This window comes from Streptomyces sp. NPDC050636 (assembly GCF_040654775.1).
Taxonomy (GTDB): Bacteria; Actinomycetota; Actinomycetes; order Streptomycetales; family Streptomycetaceae; genus Streptomyces.
Map to the genome: position 1 here is coordinate 1 of NZ_JBFAIP010000115.1, position 17773 is coordinate 17773.

Consider the following 17773-nt stretch of genomic DNA (forward strand, 5'->3'; position numbering starts at 1 on the left):
ACGCCAGTGCCCGGGTCCTGGGCCTGGCGACCTCCGTCGTGGACGTCACCGAGCAGCACCGGGCCGCCACCGAAGCCGCCCGCGCCCGGCGGCGTCTCGCCATCATCGCCGACGCCTCCGCGACCGTCGGCACCACTCTCGACGTCGTCCAGACGGCCCATGAACTCGCCGATGTCATCGTGCCCGAGCTGGCCGATCTGGCCGCGGTGGATGTGCTCGACGCCGTCCTGGACAGCCGGCGTCCGGCCTCCCCCACCCCCGGAGGGCCGGCCCGCTTCCGGGCGCTGGCCGTCTCCGCGGCCTACGCCACCGACGCCGTCCGCGCCGCCGATCCCACCGGGCAGATCGCCTCGTACGACGCCGACCGCCTCATCACCCGGTGTGTGACCGACGCCCGCCCGGTTCTGGTGGGCGAGGTGACCGACAAGGACCTGCCGCGTATCGCCGCCGACGAGGAGGGCGCCGCCCTCCTCGGGGAAGCCGGACTGCACTCCTATCTGGCGGTGCCGCTGATCGCCCGCGGCGAGGTCCTCGGCGCCCTGTCGCTGTACCGGGTGCGCAACCCGCTGCCGTTCGACGAGGACGATACGGCGCTCGCCGTCGAGCTGGCCGCCCGCGCCGCGGTCTGCATCGACAACGCCCGCTCGTACCAGAGCGAACGCCGCACCGCACTGACGCTCCAGCGCCACCTGATGAACCACCGGCCGCGCCAGCCCACGGGCATGGAGATCGCCTACCGCTACCAGCCCGCGCAGGCGGCCAGCGAGGTCGGCGGCGACTGGTTCGACGCCATCCCGGTGGCCGGCGACAAGACCGCTCTGGTGGTCGGCGACGTCATGGGCAGCGGTATCAACGCCGCCGCCACGATGGGCCAACTGCGCACCACCACCCGCGCCCTGGCCGACCTCGACCTGGACCCCGACGAGGTCCTCCGGCACCTGGACCACATCGCCGCGGGTCTGGACCCGGCCTTCGCCACCTGCCTGTACGCCGTGTACGACCCGCACCGCGAGCAGTGCCGCATCGCCGTCGCGGGGCATCTGCCGCCCGTCCTGGTCCGGGCCGGCCAGGCTCCCGAACTGCTCGACCTGCCCACCGGCGCCCCGCTCGGAGTCGGCGGCGTCCGCTTCGAGCAGACCACCGTGCCGTTGCGCGCCGGCGACCAGCTGGTGCTCTACACCGACGGGCTCATCGAAACCCGCGACCAGCCCATCGACACCCGCCTGGACAGTCTGCTCGGCCTGCTCGCCGAGCCCGAGCGCCCGTTGGAAGAGCTCTGCGACCGCCTGCTGGGCGCGCTGCGCTCTCCGTACGGCCACGACGATGTCGCGCTGCTCATCGCCCGGGTCCGAGGCGAGGATTCCCGAACGGATCCGGTGGCGGTCGACGGAAGAATCCGCACCTCTCGCGACGCCGCGAAATCCGCGTAATCGCTGCCTCGTGGGGATGGAAAGGTCTATCTAGTCGCCGTTTCACAACGGATTTCGTTGTCTCAAAGTGTTGACGGGTTCTTGACGGGGGTCTTCGGCGGGGGTTTCATTCGGTCACCGAAGTGGTGCTGCATGTCCTACCGGCCGGCACCCCTTTGCGGCATTCGCCATCGAAGGTGCCCCCTTCCAGCCCGCCAGCACCGATGGGACATGGATAACTGATATGCCCAACACGCCCGTTACCTCCGCAGCTCCTGAGAAGGAGACCCGTAGCGCGACGGAGGGGGACGCCCCCAAACTCACGCGTTCGATCGGTGTGGTCGGAGGTACGCTGCTCACGCTGTCCTGCCTGACTCCGGCGTCGTCCCTGTTCGTGATCGTGCCGGACTCGTTCGCCAGCCTGGGCACGGGAACGGCCCTCACCATCGTCGTGGCGGCCCTGCTCTGTATCGGCGTCGCCTTCACCTACTCCGAGCTCGGCACCCTCATACCGAGCTCCGGCGGCGAGTACGCCATGGTCGGCACGCTGATGGGCCGGCTCGCCGGCTGGCTGGTCTTCATGCTCTCGCTGATCGTCGTCATGATCGTCCCGCCGATCATCGCCCTGGGCACCGCCGACTATCTGGCCCCGGTGCTGCAACTGGACCCGCAGTACACCGCGGCCGCGGTCATGCTGCTGGCCACCGCCATGGGCCTGCTCGATCTGCGCGCCAACGCCTGGATCACCGGCATCTTCCTGGTGCTGGAGGTCGTGGCGTGCGCGGTCGTCACCTTCCTCGGCTTCAGCCACACCAACAGGTCCGCCTCCGTGCTGGTCAACCCGGTGATCGACGCCGGGCACGGCCACACCACGGCCATCACCGCCGGCCTGATCGTGACCGGACTGGCCACCGCGCTCTTCATCCTCCAGGGCTTCTCGACGGCCGTGTACCTCGCCGAGGAGATGGACAACCCCCGGCGCAATGTCTCCCGCACCGTGCTGTGGACGCTGGGCATCGGCGTCGCCGTCGTCCTCGTCCCGGTCATCGCGATCACGCTCGGCGCACCGGACCTGGCGACCCTCGGCGCCGGTGACGTCGCCGGCATGGTGCAGGCCTGGAGCAACTCGGCCGTCGGCACCTTCGTCAGCCTGTGCATCGCCCTGGCGATCATCAACGCCGCGATCGTGATGGTGATCCAGAACTCCCGCGTGCTCTTCTCCTCGGCACGCGACGCCGCCTGGCCGGCCCCCGTGAACCGCGTGCTGTCCCACGTCGGCCGGCGCTTCGGTTCTCCCTGGGCGGCCACCCTGGCCGTGGGTGTCCCCGGCGCGGCCCTGTGCTTCGTCAACCTCGACACGCTGAGTGAGGTCACCGGCGTCGCCGTCGCCGCGATGTATGTCTTCGTCGCGCTGGGCGCCCTGGTCTCGCGTCGCGGGGCACACAAGCACCGGCCGGCATGGCGGATGCCGCTGTGGCCGGCGGTCCCGGTGGTACTCATCGTGGTGCTGGTGTGGGTGCTCTCCCAGCAGAGCACGAAGAGCCTGGTCATCACTGGCGTCATCGTCGCGGCGGCCGCCCTGTACTGGGCGTTCTACCTCCGCCCGCGGCAGCAGACGCACTGGGTGATCTCGGTTCCCGAGGACGAGCGGCTCCCTGAGGCCGAGCCCGCCGCTGCTGCTCCGGCGACGGTGTCTGCTTGATCGGGGACTGCTCAACCGGGGCCGCCGCGGCTCCGTAAGCCTCCGGCGATAACGCAATGGCCCGGTGTCCGTCTCTCAAGGAGACGGGCACCGGGCCATTGCGTGTCGCGGGAACCCGTCACTCTCCGTAATCGTTGCCGGAGTGGTGGAGAGAGTGGGGACTGGTGGAGAGGGGGCGGCGAGTGCCGATGTGGGCCTTACTCGGCGGACGGCCGGGAGAGGGCGAGGGCATCCAGCAAAAGGCAGACATGGTCGACGGCGTCCCGCCCGTCGCGGCTGTCGGCGGCGTGCGGCTCGTCCAGGAGCCCGGCGGTCCCGCGCAACAGATGGAGCAGACCGTCGCTCGCCCCGGCCACCGACTCCGCGGGGGAGAGGGCGGACCGGATCTGCTCGCCCGAGAGCGGCTGACCTGTTTCGAGGAAGCGGAACAGCGCCACGGCGGCACGCCGGTCGGCACCGTTCGGCTTCCATGTCCCGAGCGCGTGGCGGTCGATGAGCGCGGTCGCCTCGGCGCGGATCTCCTCCGGGCGGATCTCATCCGATACGTGCATCCCACGAACGTCTCATACCGGCTCGTCGGCCCGCTGGGCCGGATCCAGGGCCTCGTCGCCGCTCCCGCACCGGCCCCGGTCCACCCGCGAACCGGCCTGACCAGGCATATTGAGCCAGGTGCCGCACAGCCCCGACGAGCCGAGCGCGGCCATCGCGTCCGCCGCTCCTGTGGCCAGAGTTACACGCACCAGCGCCGGCGTGGTCGGCCCGAATTGGTGCGAATACCTCGCAGGATTATGCATATCGGGCAAGGGTGTGGCTGTGCGGTCAGGAAACCTACCCGCGGGTTTGTCAGCGCTCTGGTGTCCTGGCCAGGACTACGGGACCATCGGACCGTAGATCGACCTGGAGTGGAGCCCGAGCGGCCGCCGCGCTGCGCATCGCGTGGCTCGCCCACCTTATGGGGGAGGTGTAAAAAGAGGACATGGCCGGACGCTACGGCCGCCCGCGTTCGGTTCTGAGGATGCGAACTGTCGCAGGTCAGGTCTTTCTCCTGCAGGTGGCGATCGTGGTGTTGCTGGTCGCCGCCGCCATGACCGCGCTCGTGTTGCAGTCCCAGACCGACGCGCAACGAGAGGCCGCCAACAGATCGGTTGCCGTCGCCGAATCGTTCGCCAATTCCCCGGGCATCCAGAAGGCGCTACGGAGCCCCCACCCGACCGTGATCCTGCAGCCGCTGGCCGAAGCGGCACGGAAACGCTCCGAGGTCGACTTCATCGTCGTGATGAACACCGACGGAATCCGCTACACCCACCCGAAGCCCGACCGGATCGGCAAGAAATTCGTCGGCACCCTGGCTCCCGCGCTGGCCGGCGGCGTCGTCACGGAGAAGATCGTCGGAACCATCGGGCCCCTGGTCCAGGCCGTGGTCCCGGTCTTCGACAAGGACGGCCGGGTCATCGGGCTGGTGTCCGCCGGCATCACCATCGCCCGGGTCAGCGGAGTCGTCAACGATCAGTTCCCGCTGCTGTTCGGCGCGGCCGCGGGCGTGCTGCTCCTGACCACCGGCGGCACGGCGGTGGTCAGCCGGAGGCTGCGCCGCCAGACCCACGGCCTCGGTCCCGCCGAGATGACCCGGATGTACGAGCATCATGACGCCGTGCTGCACGCCGTACGCGAGGGCGTGATCATCGTCGGCGACGACGGGCGCCTGCTGCTCGCCAACGACGAGGCACGCCGGCTGCTCGATCTGCCGACCGATGTGGAGGGACGCGCGGTCGCCGACCTCGGGCTCGACCCGCAAACCGTCCGGCTGCTGGTTTCGGGGCGGATGGTGACCGACGAGGTACACCCGGTCGGCGAGCGGCTGCTCGCCGTCAACCAGCGGTCGACGGACCGGGACGGCGGACCGCCCGGCAGCGTCACCACCCTCCGGGACTCCACCGAGCTGCGGGCCCTCACCGGCCGGGCCGATGTGGCGCGGGGACGGCTGAAGCTGCTGTACGACGCGGGCACGGAGATCGGCACCACCCTCGACGTGGTGCGCACCTGCGAGGAACTGGCGCAGTTCGCCGCCGACCGCTTCGCCGACATGGTCTCCGTCGATCTGGCCGAGACCGTGCTGCGCGGCGAGGAGCCGGCCCCCTCCGCCGCGGGTATCGAGATGCGGCGCATGGCCGTCGGCGGAGACCAGGAGCACACCGCGCTCTACCCGCTCGGCAAGCTGATCCGCTTCGAGCCGTCGACCGAGCTGGGCTCCGGTCTCGTCGACGGCCAGGCGGTCCTCGAAGCGGACCTGGCGGCTTTCACCGGCTGGCAGCGGCAGGATCCGGAGCGGGCCCGGCGGCTGGTCGCGGGCGGGCTCCACTCCATGATCGCGGTTCCGCTGCGTGCCCGGGGCGTCATTCTGGGCGTGGCGATCTTCTGGCGCTCGGCGGCGACGCCCGAGCCGTTCGAGGAGGAGGACCTCTCCCTCGCCGAGGAACTGGTCGCCCGCGCCGCGGTCAGCGTCGACAACGCCCGCCGCTACACGCGCGAGCACACCATGGCGGTGGCACTGCAGCGGAGCCTGCTGCCGCGCGGCCTGCCGGAGCAGAACGCCGTCGAGGCCGCGTACCGGTATCTGCCCGCGCAGGCCGGCCTCAGCGGGCTCGGCGGCGTCGGCGGGGACTGGTTCGACATCATTCCGCTGCCCGGCGCCCGTGTGGCGCTCGTCGTCGGCGATGTCGTCGGCCACGGACTGCACGCCGCCGCCACCATGGGACGGCTGCGTACCGCGGTCCACAACTTCGCCAACCTGGACCTGCCGCCCGACGAGCTCCTGTGGCACCTCGACGAGCTGGTCACGCGCATCGACCAGGACGAGGCCGCCGACGGTACGGAGGGCGGCGTGACCGGCGCCACCTGCCTCTACGCGATCTACGACCCGGCGTCCGGGCACTGCACCATGGCGCGGGCCGGCCATATCCAGCCGGTGCTGCTGCTGCCGGACGGTGCCGCGGAGTTCATCGAAGTGCCCGGCGGCCCGCCGCTCGGACTGGGCGGTCTGCCGTTCGAGACCTGGGAAATGAGCCTGCCCAGGGACAGCCGCCTGGTCCTCTACACGGACGGGCTGGTCGAGGACCGGGACCGGGACATCGACGAGGGCATGGCCCTGCTGATCCGTACGCTGGCCGGCCGCACCGACCGGACACCGGACGAGACCTGCGAGGCGGCGCTCGGCGCGCTGCTGCCCGAGAGCCCGAGCGACGACATCGCCCTGCTCGTCGCCCGCACCCGGGTCCTGGACACCACCCACCTCGCCGACTGGGACGTACCGCCCGATCCGTCGTCCGTCGCCCGCATACGAGCCGCGGCGGTCGCCAAGCTCGGCGAGTGGGATCTGGCCGACGAGTCCTTCACCACCGAACTCATCCTCAGCGAACTGGTCACCAACGCGATCCGCTACGCCAGCGGCCCCATCCGCGTACGTCTGATCTGCGACCGCTCGCTGATCTGCGAGGTCTCCGACCGCAGCAGCACTTCGCCGCATCTGAGGCAGGCCGCCACCACGGATGAGGGCGGACGGGGCCTGTTCCTCGTCGCCCAACTGGCGGAGCGTTGGGGGACGCGGTACATGGCGGGCGGCAAGGTGATCTGGACGGAACAGTCCTTGGCGGGCGAGGGCGGGTTCCCCTAGCGGGTGGGGCGCGGCTTACTGGGCGGCGGACGGCGGCCGTTCATCCGTCAGGTAGCCGTGCAGGAGACCCGCCCCTTCGAGCATGGCCGTCGTCCGCCGCGTCAGCCCCTCCTGGCGCTGGGCGACCGCCGCGCGCAGTGCGTCGGTGCTGCCCGTCTCGCGCAGCCCTTCGAGGACGGGCCGGATCTGCGGCAGCAGATAGCGGCTCTGGCGCAGGATGTGGATGAGCCGCGCGTCGCGGACGTCGGTGGGGCTGTAGTGGCGGTAGCCGGTGCCCGGCTCGCGTTGCGGGGTCACCAGCCCAGCGGCCTCCCACACCCGGAGCGCAGAGGTGCGCACTCCCAGATGCGCGGCGACCTCGCCGATCCGCAGGCTGGAGCGGGGCAGCGACGGGGCGTCCGGGGACTGCCGTGCGATCGCTTGGAGGGCCTCGCTCGCCGCCCGCAGGGAGAGCCGCTGCTCGTGCAGGGCGGCGTGCGCGGCGTCGATGAGCGCGAGCGCCTCCGGCACGTCGCCCGCGTGCACGGCCCGCAGTACGGCCTGCGCGGTGCCGGTCCCGTATCCCTTCGCGAGGGCCCGGTAGGTGAGCAGGGCCTTCCGGTGCTCGTCCCCGAAGGTGCGGTAGCCGGACGGCGTGCGTGCGACCGGAGGCAGTACGCCCGCGGCTTCGTAGTTGCGGATCTGCTGGGCCGAGACGCCCGCGAGGCGGGCCAGATCGACCGGGCGGAGACCGGAGGGCTTCATCATCGGTTTGAAGGTTACCCGCACCAAATCACCACTGCTTCCGCCCCAGTTGCCACACAACCTTCAACTAGGTACTTCAATGGGAAACTTGAAGCCATGGACGAGTTCATCCGCGTCAAAGGCGCCCGCCTGCACAACCTCAAGAACCTCACACTCACCCTTCCGAAGAACAGACTCGTCGTCCTGACCGGCCTCTCCGGATCAGGCAAATCCACGCTCGCCCTCGACACGCTCCACAGGGAGGGCCAGCGCCAGTACCTCGAATCGCTGGGCATGGTCACCGGCTTCGTCAGCAAGCCCGCCGTCGACTCGATCACCGGCCTGTCGCCGTCGATCAGCGTGGACCAGCACCTGACGAACCGCAGTCCGCGGTCGACGGTCGGCACGGTCACCGAGGTCTTCACCTACCTGCGGTTGCTGTGGGCCCGCATCGACCATCGCCCGTGTCCCGCGTGCGGACGCGACACCCCGCCTACGCACCAGATCAGCGGGGACGAGACCTGGGACGACGAGGCGTCCGAGTCCGGACGGTTCGTGCCCTGCCCCCACTGCGCGGCACCGGCCCCCGAACTGCAGATGGGGAACTTCTCGTTCAACAAACCCGCCGGCGCCTGCCCCTCCTGCACCGGTATCGGCGAGACGTTCCAGGCCGATGTGCGCCGCCTGGTCGACGGCGAGCGCAGTGTGGCCGGGGGCGCCGTGCTCGGCTGGCACCCGAAGGTCACCGAGCGCAGCATCCCCGTCCTGCACGCCGCCGCCCAGCACTACGGATTCGCCTTCGACCCGGACACCCCCGTGAACGCGCTCGGTGACGTACGCGCGACCTACTGCTCCGCGGTGTCGAAAGCCCGGAATTCCAGCGGCACTTCCCTGGCGTGGAGCCGCCCGCGACGGTCTCCGGCGGCCGCTTCGAGGGCGTGGTCAGCACTGTGCTGCGGCGCTACGCCGACCGTATCGAGGACGCCGACTACCGTGACAAGACAGAGCAGTTGCTGGTCAAGAAGGTCTGCGAGGACTGTGCGGGCACGCGGCTGCGCCCTGAGAGTCGGCGCGTCACCGTCGCGGGTCTGACCATCGTCGACGCCGTGCGCCTGCCACTGGACGAGCTCGCCCGGTGGCTCGACGCACTCCGGGAGCACCTCACCGGGGATCCATGGCTCGTCACCGAGCCCATCGTCGCCGACCTGAGCGAGCGCGTCCGCCGGCTGGTCGACGTCGGCGTCGGCTACCTGACCCTGGAACAGGCGACGCCCAGCCTCTCCGCGGGTGAGACCCAGCGGCTGCGCCTCGCCGCGCTGCTCGGCTCCGGGCTCACCGGAGTGCTGTACGTACTCGACGAACCCACCATCGGCCTGCATCCCGCCGACACCGGGCGGCTGATCGAAGTGCTGTGCCGCCTACGGGACTTGGGCAACACCGTCCTGGTCATCGAGCACGATCTCGACGTGCTGCGGGCGGCGGACCACCTTGTCGACGTCGGGCCGGGCGCGGGGTGCGACGGCGGCCGTATCGTCGCCGAGGGCACGCCCGCGCAGGTCGCCGCGAGCCGGGGCTCGGTCACCGGCGACCACCTCGCGGGGCGCCTGCGCATGCCCGTACCCGAGGCACGCCGTCCCGGGAGTGGCGAGGCCCTGCTCATCCGCGGCGCCCGCGCCCACAACCTCAAGAACCTCACCGTACGGATCCCGCTGGGGCTCCTGGTCGCGGTCACCGGCCCCTCCGGCTCGGGCAAGTCGTCCCTGCTCCTCGACATCCTCGACCGCGCCGCCCGGCAGCGCTTCTACGGCGCGAGCGAGGCGCCCGCCGACCATGACGGGATCGACGGCTGGCAGCATCTCGACAAGATCGTGACGATCGACCAGCAGCCCATCAGCCGGCTGCCGGGGTCCAACGCGGCGACCTACTCCGACGCGTTCACCCCGATCCGCGAGGCCTTCGCGGCGACCGCGGACGCGCGCGAACGGGCCCTCACCCCGGGGCACTTCTCCTTCAACGTCCCCGGCGGCCGCTGCGAACGCTGCGAGGGCGCGGGCGTCCTCAGCGTGCAGATGCACTTCCTGCCCTCGGTGGAGGTGTGCTGTCCCGCGTGCCAGGGGCGCCGCTTCCGGGGCGAGGTGCTCCAGGTGCGGTATGAGGGCCACGACATCGCCGAAGTGCTGGAGGCGACGGTCGACGAGGCGCTTGCGGTCTTCGCCGGCGTACCGGCGGTCGCTTCGCGCCTGCAGCGCATGTCGGACGTCGGACTCGGCTATCTGCCACTGGGCCAGCCGGCCACCACGCTCTCCGGCGGCGAGGCCCAGCGCATCAAGCTGGCCAAGGAACTCGGCCGCCGCGCGAGGGGTCGCACCCTCTACCTCCTGGACGAGCCTCCCCCATAGCCCTGAACGGGCATGGGAGGTGCCCCCATCCGGCCTGCACGCCGCCGACACCGCCCGCCTCCTCGCCGTACTCCAGCGGCTCGTCGACGCCGGTCACACCGTCGTCACCATCGAGCACGACCTCGATGTGGTCCGCGCGTCGGACTGGGTCATCGACCTCGGCCCGGCGGGTGGCGCGGCCGGCGGCGAGATCGTGGCGGAAGGGACGCCCAAGGAGATCGCGCAGACGAGCGCGTCACGGACGGGGGCATTCCTGGAGGAAGCCTTGGCGTAGCGGCCTGGGCGGACGGTCGGACAGCGCGGACGGTCGGACAGGTCGGACGGTCCGCTCGCACCATGGGGAGGTTGCCGGAATCTCAGCGGTGTTCCGGGTTGGCGGAGTCCGAGCGGCAGCCGGCATCCCACTCGGTGCGCTGGTTGCCGTGCGCCGGGATGCCGCCCGCCTGTTTGAGCATGGCCGCGATATGCATCAGGTTCCAGGTCATGAATGCCGTGTTGCGGTTGGTGAAGTCGTTCTCCGGGCCGCCCGAGCCCGGGTCCAGGTACGAGGGTCCGGGCCCGGCCTCACCGATCCAGCCGGCGTCGGCCTGTGGCGGGATGGTGTAGCCGAGGTGCTGGAGGCTGTAGAGCACGTTCATCGAGCAGTGCTTGACGCCGTCCTCGTTGCCGGTGATGAGGCAGCCGCCCGCTCTGCCGTAGTAGGCGTACTGGCCGCGGTCGTTGAGGACGCTGGAGCAGGCGTAGAGCCGCTCGATGACCTGTTTCATCACTGAGCTGTTGTCGCCGAGCCAGATCGGGCCGCAGAGCACGAGAATGTCCGCGCCCTGCACTTTCGCGTACAGCTCCGGCCAGGCGTCGGACTCCCAGCCGTGCTCGGTCATGTCCGGCCAGACCCCGGTGGCGATGTCGTGGTCGATGGCGCGGATCAGCTCGGTGGCGACACCGTTGCCCTCCATGAGCCCGCGGCTCTTGTCGATGAGCCCCTCGGTGTTGCTGGTTTCGGGGGAGCGCTTGAGCGTGCAGTTGACGTACAGGGCGCTCAGGTCGTCGTAGCGGTATGCCGGGGCCATCGGGAACTCCTTGTGGCGACGCGGATGCGCCACCAGCCTGCTGCCGCCGGCCAGGGCGGGCCACTGGGATGGCCCCGAATGCATGAGGGGGCGGGCGAGGGGATGCCGGACGCCGGCGTGCCTCAGCTCTGCACCTCGCGGACCCAGGCCGTCAGACCTGCCAGGAAGCCGTCCCGCTCGCCCGGCGACAGCCCGTCGAGGGCGCGCAGCAGCGGCTCGCTCCGCCGGGCGACGAAGGTTTCGAGCGGTGCGCGGTATGCGTCGGCCAGGGACACCAGGACCCGGCGGCGGTTGGCCGGGTCCTCGGTGCGTTGCACGATCCCGGCCCGGTTCAGGGCGCCGACCAGCTCGCTCGCGGTGGGCAGCGACACATGGAGCCGCCGGGCGATCTCACTCACGGCCAGCGGCTGTCCGGCCATCAGCTGGGGGAGTACGGCGCCGTGGCGCGGCGTCAGCCCGTGCGTCTCCATCGCCTCGCGCAGCGGCGCCGGCATGAGATCCCGTACCACCGCGCCCCGGAAGAACGGCTCCAACAGCGGTACCAGGCCGGTGACTTGGAGTTCGCCAGGGGTCAGCATCCGGGGCGCTTTCCCGGACTCGTGCGTGTGCGGCATACTGCGAGTGTAGATGGTTTGGATTTCCAAACCATTGGGATATCCGAATCTCCTGAAGGTGAGCACTCCCATGCCGTCGATCAGCTACCGCGATGCCCTCAACGACGCCCTGGAACGGATGGACGATCTCGGGTACGAGCGCGGACAGGGCGCCGACCTCGCCAACCACGGCCCGATGGGTGCCGAGGCGCTTGCCCTGCTCGGACAGGAGGACGAGGTCGCCCGATGGGTCGGGCGCTACCGGCGCGCCATGGAGCACCACGAACCGCCCGCCGCGCGCTTCGCCCTGGACCCCGCGGACGAGTCCTCCTGGCGCCCCGCGCTCGGGGCCTTCCACCGTGCCGGGGACTGGGAGCGGCTGTTCGTCCGCGAACTTGCCGAGGCGCACTGGCGCGAGGTCCTCGTCCGCTGGTGGCCACGCCTGATTCCGGGCCTGTTCGCCGGCCTGACCCACGGCCTCATCCGCACCGCCCACGCGGTACGCGGCCTCTCCGCCGCCGACCGGCCGACCCGGCTCCAGCTGACCGAGCTGGCACGCGGCCTGGCGTACTGGGCCGCCCGCTACACGGGACTACCCGGCCGCCCGCGACTCTGCGGCACCTACGACCTGCCCGCCGCCGTCGCCGCGCTGCCCCGCGTGCCGCAGGACGGCGGACTCGGGCCGGGCACCGCCCGCCACCGCCTGGACACCCTCGCCGAACTACCCGGCTACCACGAGTCGTTGGAGTGGCTGGCCCCGGAACAGGCGCCCCGGCTGCTGTCCGAGATGACGGCCCAGTTCGCCGACGTCTACCTCGGCCACCCCGAGGTGTACCCGGTCCCACTGATCCACGGCGTCACCGCGCCCGCCGCCGTACGCCTCGTACTCCCGCACCTGCCGCACGAACTGTACGAGCCGACGCTGGCCCAGCTGTGGCAGGTGCATGCGGCGTTCCTGCTGGCCTTCACGGTCGACCGGCGCGACGAGGGGACGACGGCCTGGCGGTCCGAAGTCCCGGACCTGCCCCCGATGGACGAACTCGGCGCACGGGCCGCCGAACACGGCGACGAGCACGTCATCAAGTTCACCGAGGCATGCCTGCGCGAATACGCCCTGCGGCCCGACCCCCGCTACCCGGCCGCCGCGTTCGCCGCACAGCGGCGCATCAACCGCCTGGACGCCGGCGGGGGCGTCGGCGGTCTACGGCCCGGCACGCCGTAATTCCGGGGAACGCCCGGGTAGCCCCTTGAGCGCGATCACCTCCTGTGACGGCGGTTGCCCCTCGGCGCGGCTCAGCGCTCTGCCGCGGCGAGGGGCAGCCGCTTCTTCGGTCGTCGGGCAACGACCTGTGACGGAGACAAGCGGCCTCGGCGGCCCGTCCGCTCGGCGTTACAGGAACATGGCATACGGGGCGCGGCGCCGCCCCGCCTCCTGTGAGCCGGGAGCAACCAGCCCCTTACCGCCGGGAAACCGCGCGGCGCATTCCGGTTCGTATCGTCATCGGGCGTGACGCGTATCCAACGACGCCTTCTGCCACAACCGCTCACTCTCCCCGGCTGGCGCACGATCCGTGGCCGGGTGGCCATCGTGCTCGCCGTCCCCACCTGTCTGCTCCTGGTCGTGACCGGCCTCGGCGTCGCCGACCGCGCCGCCGACTGGTCCGCGGCACGTGAGACCGCCGGCCGGGTCGAGCTCGTCCTCAAGGCCCAGGATCTGGTGCGCGAGCTCCAGCGCGAGCGTGGCCTCACCAATGGGCTGCTGGGCGGCGCCGCGGCGTACCGCGACGATGTCGCCGCCCAGCGCGCACGTACCGACACCACCCTTACCGGCTTCGATGCGCTGCTCGGGGCGGACGGCATGGAAACGGACACCGCCGACGCTTTACAGGACGCGCTTGCCCCGGTCGTCGCGCTGGCCGTCGAGCGCCGCAAGGTGGACACCGGCACCGCCCAGCGCGTGCCGACCCTGGCCGCGTACACCAAGGCGATCGGTGGACTGATCGCTGCCGCTGCGGCGGAACCCGCCGGTGGTGACCGCGCGCTGGCCGATGCGATGGGTGCCCTGCAAGCCCTCACCCGGTCCACCGAAGCGGTCGCCCTGGAACGCGGTTCCCTCAACGGGGTCTTCGCGGAAGGACGTTTCAAGGGAGACGAGTTCCTCGACTTCACCGAAGTACGGGCGGACCGACTGGCCTTCCTGCGCCGGTACGCGGAACTCGCCACCCCCGCCCAGCAGTCCGCGCTCGACGCCGTCTTCGCCACCGACGACGCCCGGCGCGCCACACGCTACGAGAAGACGGCCGAGCGCGGAGCCGACGGCACCCGGCTCGCCGTTGACCCCCGCAGCTGGTGGTCGTCGATGACCGCGCTCGTCGACCAACTCCACGACGTACAGCGGAAGATCGGCACCGACGTACGGCAGCGCGCGGACCGGATCGGGGACGACGCCACCGGTCAGCTGGGCGGCTTCATCGGCCTCGGTGTGCTGATCCTCGCGGTCGCCACCGCGCTCGCCATGCTCTCCTCCCGCTCGATCACCCGGCCGCTGGCCGCACTCGCCGATGAGGCCGACTCGGTGGCCCGTACCGGCCTGCCCGCCGCCGTCGCCCGGATTCAGGCGGCCGACGCGGGCGACGAACTCGTCCCCGGACCCGGACCGTCCCGCCGAATCCCGGACAGCGCCCGCGAGTTCAGCCGGCTCGCCACCGCCCTACACAATGTCGAGGACACCGCGATCGGCCTGGCCACCGAGCAGGCCGTACTCCGCCGCAACACCTCCGAGTCACTCGCCGGCCTCGGCCGCCGCAACCAGGCACTGCTCTCCCGCCAGCTCGGCCTGATCACCACCCTGGAGAGCCAGGAGATCGACCCGGACGCACTCGGCGAACTCTTCGAACTGGACCACCTGGCCACGCGCATGCGCCGCAATGCCGAGTCGCTGCTCGTCCTCGCGGGGGAGGGGCTGTCGCCACGCACCTGGCCGGGCCTGGTGACGGCGGCCGAGGTGGTGCAGTCGGCGATCGCCGAGGTCGAGCAGTACCAACGCGTCGCCGTGGTCGACGTACAGGACGGCCGGATCCGTGGCCGGGCCGTCGCCGAACTCTCCCATCTGCTCGCCGAACTCATCGAGAACGCGCTGGTCTTCTCGCCGCCCTCGCGCCCGGTCGAGATCTACGGCTGGCGCGACGGCGGCGAGTACTGCCTCGCGGTCGTCGACCGCGGTTCCGGCATGACCGCCCAGGAACTGGCCCGTTCCAACGCCCGTCTCACGGGCCGCGAACCCTTCCTGGTCGCCCCCACCCACCCCCAAGTCCTCGGCTCTGCTCGAACAGGGGGGACCCCCACCCTCGGCCACTACGTCGTCGGGACCCTGGCAACCCGACTCGGGGCACAGGTCGAACTGTGCCCCACCGAGGGGCGGGACGGCACCTGCGGAGTCACCGCGTACATCGCCCTGCCGAACACGCTCGTCCACGCTCAGGAGGCGGAGCCGGCGACGGTCGGCTGAACCAGTCGGGGCAGGTGCCAACTCCCGCTCCCGTTACCCCTACCCCCACCCCCTACCGCTCCCGCTCTCATTGCTCCGCGGCGGGCCTCGGCCGGGGCGGTCGGGAAAGGGCCGCCGGGGAGAGAAGCTCGCGTACGAACTCCTCGATGAACCGCGCGACTTCCGGCCGCCTCCCGCACTCCTCCACCGACCGCAGATGGCACACGGCACGATCGACGTGTCCGCCGATGAGGCCCATCGTCTCGTCGATGGCACCACTGCTGCGCACTCGCTGGAGGATTTGCGCGGCCTCCTCGTCGGTGATTCCGGGACGTAGAAGGGGGCGAATTCCCGGATCGCGGCGCAGGGCCCGGAGGAGAGGAACGGTGTAAACACCTTCCCGGATGTCGTTGCCGACAGGTTTGCCGAGTTGCTCCCTTGTGGCCGTCATATCGAGTACATCGTCCATGAGTTGGTACGCAAGGCCGATCTCGTGCCCGAACCCCAGCATGGCGTCGGTGCAGGCATCGTGCCGACACCCCTGGAGAGCGCCTACGCCGCAGCTGTACGACATCAGCGGCGCCGTCTTCTTCGAAATGACCGACAGCACGGACTCTTCCGTGCGTTCGGGGGCGAAGCGTTCCAGCATCTCCGCGACCATGCCTTCGGCCAGCTCGCAGGCGAGACCGGCCATGAGCACGGCTTCGCGCTGACCGAGCGCTGCCAACAGGGCGAAGGACCGGGCGACGACGTAGTCGCCGGCCAGGATGGCCATCCCCGCGCCCCAGCGCGCGTTGACGCTCTCCCGTCCGTGCCGCGTGGGCGCCTGGTCGATCACATCGTCGTGGTAGACCGTGCCGACGTGCAGCATCTCCGTTGCGGTCGCGGCGTCGATGACGGCATCGGTGGTCACGGCGGGGTCGTCGGCCGTCAGATAGTAAGTGAGCAGGGTCAGCTGCGGGCGCAGTCGCCGCCGGCTGCCGCCGACCTGATAGCCGACGGCGTCGGCCATGTCCGCCCGCCCCACCTGCGCCAGCTCGACGAGTCGCGCCTCGACCCGGCCCAGGTCTTTCCTCAGCCGAGACGTGAGACCACTGCCGTCGACCACATCAACCACCACTGCCATTACGAATCTCCGATCCGTCGGGGCGACCGGCGTCCCATGTTCCTGTTCACGCCAGGTCGGTCCGCCCCACATCGAGGACGTTCACCGGTCCGGATGAAAGTGGCACCCGCCGATGCGATCGGACTGTCAACTCCCGCTAATTTGGAGGAGATCCGTCATTCCGTCACTCTGTCATTGCGCTACTCGGTCGTTCCGTCATTCTGTCGATCCATCGATCCATCGATCCATCGATCTCCGATCATCGATCTTCGATCACGAGGTGGGCGTGACATGGTCAGCGACACCACAGGAAGCCACCCCGCTACGCCGTCCGCGCCGTCTGCGCCCTCTGCTCGTCCCGTCGGCCGCACGAGCCGCAGACGAGCCGCGCTCGTCCTGCTGCCGACCCTGGTGACCGCCGCGGCCATCCTCGGGAGCATCGCCGACGGCGCCGTTGCCGCGTCCTTCACCAGCGGCATGCCGTTCACGGTGACGGTCGAGCGGCTGCGGTCGAAGGGGTTCGGCATGCAGCTCGGCGTCTCACCCGGCACCGGCCGGGCCGCGGTGCTGACCCGCTGGTCGGAGGCCGAGGTGGCCGGCCTGTGCCAGTCCTCCACGATGCGCCTTCCGGTCGTGGGCCGGATGACCATGGTGCTGACGGCGCGCTCGGTCCACGCCACCGACCTGGCCATGGACGCGTACCACGCGTCGGGCCGGCTCGACCTGCACGAACTCGTCATCGAACCGACCGATGGCAGCACCGGCTACCACTCCGACAGCGCCACGCTGCGCGACATCACCATCCAGGCCGGTACCGCCACCGCCGGAACCTTCTCCATCAAGGGCCTGGGCCTCGACGTACGCACCGGCCACAGCCCCTGCCGACTGCCGGACAGGGCGCGGCGGTGACACCCGTGAGCCGGGAGACGCGACGGCGATGGCGGCGCTCATGCCCCTTCGTCGGCGGTGTGTGCACCATCGCCGCCGGAGCCGAGCTGATCACGGTGGTCGCCGCCGCCCCCGGCCTGCTGAGCCTGTCCGGCGCGGGAGCCCCCGCCGGCTGGATCCTGGGCGTACTGCAGATCGTCGCGGGCCTGACCATGTGGACCGACCCGCAGCGCCGCTATTACGCGGGTGCCACCAGCCTCGTCTGCGCGCTGCTCAGTCTGGTGCTGTCCAACCTCGGTGGCTTTCTGATCGGCTTCCTCCTGGCCGCATTGGGCGGCTCGCTGGCGCTGGCTTGGACGCCCGTGAGGGAGGGCCCGGTTTTCCCGGCGCGACCGTCCAGCTAGCGGGAATCCGCCTGCCGGTGTGCCAGAACCTGCGATCAGTACGGTCCAGCAGGGCCCGGTCGTGACTGACCAGCAGCAGACAGCCGTTCCGAGATTTGCGAAAGGACGGCACGGCACCGCGGTACCGCACTATGCGCGTACCGCCTGCCGGCCGGGCCCGTTCCCGAGGCGGTTCCACCTTGCGTCTGCGCGGTTGCAGCCGTGGTGGGTGGTGTGTGTGGTGCATGAGTGGTGGTGGTTTGTGTTGTTGGGTGATTGTCGGGTTGTGGGTGGATGGGTGCGTTCGTGGTGTTTGGTGTGGTGGTGGGTTTCGTGTGGGGGGT

Annotated in this window: 15 protein-coding genes; 9 read left to right on the plus strand and 6 right to left on the minus strand. The window is 70.7% G+C overall.

Translation table 11 applies throughout. The annotated features are described in order from the left end of the window. Positions 1–1430, plus strand: a 1430-nt coding sequence (locus AB0I10_RS36085; RefSeq protein WP_363156961.1) for a GAF domain-containing SpoIIE family protein phosphatase, incomplete at its 5' end; no start/stop codon positions are given. Between the two features lie 223 nt (positions 1431–1653). After that, positions 1654–3111 (plus strand): APC family permease, encoded by a 1458-nt coding sequence (locus AB0I10_RS36090; RefSeq protein ID WP_363156962.1) that lies wholly within the window; start codon positions 1654–1656, stop codon positions 3109–3111. A 197-nt stretch (positions 3112–3308) separates the two neighbouring features. Here the strand turns inward: AB0I10_RS36090 and AB0I10_RS36095 are convergent, their stop codons facing one another. After that, a complete protein-coding gene (locus tag AB0I10_RS36095; protein ID WP_363156963.1) occupies positions 3309–3662 on the minus strand; it encodes a hypothetical protein in 354 nt (117 codons plus the stop codon). 12 nt (positions 3663–3674) lie between these two features. Next, positions 3675–3851, minus strand: coding sequence for a hypothetical protein (locus tag AB0I10_RS36100; protein WP_363156965.1), 177 nt, complete (start codon positions 3849–3851; stop codon positions 3675–3677). Between the two features lie 236 nt (positions 3852–4087). On the opposite strand from AB0I10_RS36100, the gene AB0I10_RS36105 reads away from it, so the two are divergent. After that, the gene (locus AB0I10_RS36105) at positions 4088–6781 is read left to right on the plus strand and encodes a SpoIIE family protein phosphatase (RefSeq protein ID WP_363156966.1); all 2694 of its coding nucleotides are present in this window, start codon (positions 4088–4090) and stop codon (positions 6779–6781) included. Positions 6782–6796: 15 nt separating this feature from the next. On the opposite strand, the gene AB0I10_RS36110 is transcribed toward AB0I10_RS36105, so the two are convergent. Then, positions 6797–7528, minus strand: a complete 732-nt coding sequence (locus AB0I10_RS36110) for a MerR family transcriptional regulator (protein WP_363156967.1) — start codon at positions 7526–7528, stop codon at positions 6797–6799. 914 nt (positions 7529–8442) lie between these two features. On the opposite strand from AB0I10_RS36110, the gene AB0I10_RS36115 reads away from it, so the two are divergent. Together AB0I10_RS36115 and AB0I10_RS36120 are read left to right on the plus strand one after the other, a co-directional pair. Continuing rightward, the gene (locus AB0I10_RS36115; RefSeq protein WP_363156968.1) at positions 8443–9903 is read left to right on the plus strand and encodes a hypothetical protein; all 1461 of its coding nucleotides are present in this window, start codon (positions 8443–8445) and stop codon (positions 9901–9903) included. A gap of 19 nt (positions 9904–9922) precedes the next feature. Continuing rightward, positions 9923–10177: a hypothetical protein gene (locus AB0I10_RS36120; RefSeq protein WP_363156969.1), complete on the plus strand. Its 255-nt coding sequence runs from the start codon at positions 9923–9925 to the stop codon at positions 10175–10177. A gap of 82 nt (positions 10178–10259) precedes the next feature. On the opposite strand, the gene AB0I10_RS36125 is transcribed toward AB0I10_RS36120, so the two are convergent. Together AB0I10_RS36125 and AB0I10_RS36130 are read right to left on the minus strand one after the other, a co-directional pair. Further along, entirely contained in the window at positions 10260–10973 is a 714-nt protein-coding gene (locus tag AB0I10_RS36125; RefSeq protein WP_363156970.1) for a flavodoxin family protein, read from the minus strand. A gap of 122 nt (positions 10974–11095) precedes the next feature. Beyond that, positions 11096–11587, minus strand: a complete 492-nt coding sequence (locus AB0I10_RS36130) for a MarR family transcriptional regulator (RefSeq protein WP_363156971.1) — start codon at positions 11585–11587, stop codon at positions 11096–11098. A 70-nt stretch (positions 11588–11657) separates the two neighbouring features. Between AB0I10_RS36130 and AB0I10_RS36135 the strand changes: the two genes are divergently transcribed. Both AB0I10_RS36135 and AB0I10_RS36140 read left to right on the plus strand, forming a co-directional pair. Further along, positions 11658–12788: a hypothetical protein gene (locus tag AB0I10_RS36135; protein WP_363156972.1), complete on the plus strand. Its 1131-nt coding sequence runs from the start codon at positions 11658–11660 to the stop codon at positions 12786–12788. Between the two features lie 285 nt (positions 12789–13073). Then, positions 13074–15074: a nitrate- and nitrite sensing domain-containing protein gene (locus AB0I10_RS36140; RefSeq protein WP_363156973.1), complete on the plus strand. Its 2001-nt coding sequence runs from the start codon at positions 13074–13076 to the stop codon at positions 15072–15074. A 67-nt stretch (positions 15075–15141) separates the two neighbouring features. Here the strand turns inward: AB0I10_RS36140 and AB0I10_RS36145 are convergent, their stop codons facing one another. Further along, positions 15142–16179, minus strand: coding sequence for a polyprenyl synthetase family protein (locus tag AB0I10_RS36145; RefSeq protein ID WP_363156974.1), 1038 nt, complete (start codon positions 16177–16179; stop codon positions 15142–15144). A gap of 270 nt (positions 16180–16449) precedes the next feature. Here AB0I10_RS36145 and AB0I10_RS36150 point away from each other — a divergent pair, with 270 nt between their 5' ends. Together AB0I10_RS36150 and AB0I10_RS36155 are read left to right on the plus strand one after the other, a co-directional pair. After that, complete coding sequence (locus tag AB0I10_RS36150; RefSeq protein WP_363156975.1) at positions 16450–17067, plus strand: DUF6230 family protein; 618 nt, start codon at positions 16450–16452, stop codon at positions 17065–17067. A gap of 5 nt (positions 17068–17072) precedes the next feature. Continuing rightward, entirely contained in the window at positions 17073–17450 is a 378-nt protein-coding gene (locus tag AB0I10_RS36155; protein ID WP_363156976.1) for a DUF6114 domain-containing protein, read from the plus strand. The last annotated feature ends 323 nt before the right edge of the window (positions 17451–17773 follow it).